Origin of the sequence: Salinibacter sp. (assembly GCF_042218895.1) — a bacterium.
GTDB lineage: Bacteria > Bacteroidota > Rhodothermia > Rhodothermales > Salinibacteraceae > Salinibacter.
Window position 1 is genome coordinate 1 of record NZ_JBDGQQ010000008.1, and the last position, 2,218, is coordinate 2,218.

Here is a 2,218-nt window from a genome sequence, read left to right on the forward strand (position 1 = left end):
CGGACTTCATGCCGGAGCCGGCGACGATGGTGGCGGCCTGCTTATTCCAGACGTCCAGCATCTGCACGGCGCCGGGCGTCATGGAGCCGACTCCACCAATGCGTGCGCCCCGGGGCCGCATGACATGGGCGCAGAAGCCATAGCCCCCCTCGGAGGCAAGAATCTTGGCCTGGCGGGTCAGCTCCGCCTGGATCTCGTCCATCGAGTCCTGGTCGTAGCCCTGAAACCCCGATACGAAGCAGTTTATCAAAGTTGCCTTGCCGAGGCCAGTCCCGGCATTCGCAAAGATTCGGCCGCCAGGGGTGAAGGGGAAGGGGCCGGTGTCCAGCCCCTTGCCACTCAGGAGTTGATAGAAGCGTCGGGTCCACGCGGCCGTGTCGTCCTCAACCGACGCCATGGCTCGGGCATTCCGGTACCACGTGTCCGGCACTCGGTCGTCGGTGCCGTACTGGTAGTTCTGCTCGTAGACCTCTTCGGAGATGTCGGTCTCGAAGATGTCGTCGTTCGTCCGCTCGTCGGCAACGAGATCGCTCTGCGAGAGCGTGTATTGGCTGGACCCGTTCTGTGCCGTCCGGGACGAGACCCGTCGTCCGTTCGAGGCGTTCTGCGTGGGAGAGGCAACGTCGGGCGGGGACGATTCGGCCGGGGAGGATGGGTTCTGCTGGGACATAAAGTTGCGCGCTTCGGATAAATGAATGAAGCCTCAGATCAGTCGGGGCGCGTCTTGAGGACCAGGGCGCGCTGGAGAGATGCGACTCTGAGCTGGTCGACCTCGCGGGAGCAGGATGGGCTACCCGGAGTGCTCCCCAGCCAGCGCCGTTGAATCATCTCCACGTCGTGGACCACAGTTCCTCGGAACGCGCGAGGACCTCGTCCGGGCCAGGGCCAGGGCGAGGCATGATCCCTCTCCGAGCGGGCATTCGGGCTGTAACCGTTGCGCGACAGCGCCGGACTTTCACCGGGCTTTCCCCGAGGCGCAGGCGAGTGCAGGGTGCGGCGCCTGCCGCCGTGCCACGACAGCACGACCCCGAAGGGGACGCGGTTTTGTATGTACGTTACGTACGGTAGGTGTCCGGCGTCAGAGTATCAAATGGATTCTGCCGTGTGCTGTTATTGGGAACAGCTGATTGGCCCCTGCAGCCCCGATATGCGGCGCTCCGGCGGGGAACGCCGTTTTTGTGAATTCTCCCGCGGGACCTTCTTCTCTAATAAGGGGGGTGCCTGGACGACCGCTATCATACCCCAAATTGACGCCTGGTTAACCACTTTCACAACGCTAAGTGAAAGCCCCTCTGTCCACATCGTTAAGTGCTGCTCTCACCATCCTTTCGAGAGAACAGCACACTGTCTCCTAGCGCTGTCCTGCACAGTGCTGCTCGGCGCTGGGAACCTGCCGGACCGGAGCGAGGCTGGCACCGCGGATCGGGACCTGAATCCAGACCGCCCTACCAGGTCAATGCGGGGGCTAATCTGCTTTTTCGGGCCTCTCCCCTGGGAGTGGAAACCGCGGGCATCAGATCATCCTGCACCTGCGCGAGCCAAGCGGTCTTCTCCGGCAGTCCAGTAGCGACAGTCGGCCCCAGAGAGCGGGCTAGAAGCGGCGTAGATCGGCGTGGGCGGGCGAACGAGGCCATGCCTGCACTCTCGCCTGCTCGCTTCGAAGACGCGGTCCCTCGTCTGGGTAGCCGAGCAGAACTCTCCGCCAGGAATGTAACATTTTTTCGCCATACTCTTCATGTCGACCTAACAATTGGGAGCGCTTCCTTCATCGAATGATCGTGGTGGTGAAAATCCTACCAGTACAAAACTCTACCCCCCATAATCTTGTTGCTTTTATGACAGATAGTTGGATGAAACCGGGCAGATTGGCCGTTTTCGGCCTCCTTCTGCCTGGAATCTCTCTACTGCCGGACAGAGTTTTGTCCGCATTCAGGCAAATTTTTAAACCAAATACGTAGGCATTATATGACCGCATACATTACGCTCACCTTTCTCTGGACGATGTACATGGCAGTCGAGACGTACGTCTTTAGTCGGCCACAGTCTCGTCCTCACTTTGTTGGGTTTCTGATCACTCACACGCTTCTGGCCCCGGTGTCATTCGTCATCTCGGCGACAAGCGGTGTGCTTCGGGAGCGGATTGAGACCGCATACCGAAGGGCCCGGGCCGAAAGGGAGCAGTTTTACCGAACAGGTCGCAAGAAGCTGATTGGGTAGC

2 protein-coding genes and 1 riboswitch are annotated in these 2,218 nt (G+C 60.3%); of the genes, one reads left to right on the plus strand and one right to left on the minus strand.

The window, feature by feature from the left end:
* The coding region (locus ABEL04_RS00625) for a ribonucleotide reductase N-terminal alpha domain-containing protein (RefSeq protein WP_375800435.1) at positions 1–670 on the minus strand (670 nt) is incomplete at its 3' end.
* Positions 671–913: 243 nt separating this feature from the next.
* Positions 914–972: riboswitch (adenosylcobalamin-variant (AdoCbl-variant) riboswitch) on the minus strand.
* A gap of 993 nt (positions 973–1,965) precedes the next feature.
* Between ABEL04_RS00625 and ABEL04_RS00630 the strand changes: the two genes are divergently transcribed.
* Positions 1,966–2,217 (plus strand): hypothetical protein, encoded by a 252-nt coding sequence (locus tag ABEL04_RS00630; protein WP_375800436.1) that lies wholly within the window; start codon positions 1,966–1,968, stop codon positions 2,215–2,217.
* Position 2,218: the final 1 nt, after the last annotated feature.

Excerpts from the sequence above, each read along its gene's own strand:
- ABEL04_RS00630 (WP_375800436.1), top strand. The coding sequence starts at position 1,966 with ATGACCGCATACATTACGCTCACCTTTCTCTGGACGATGTACATGGCA.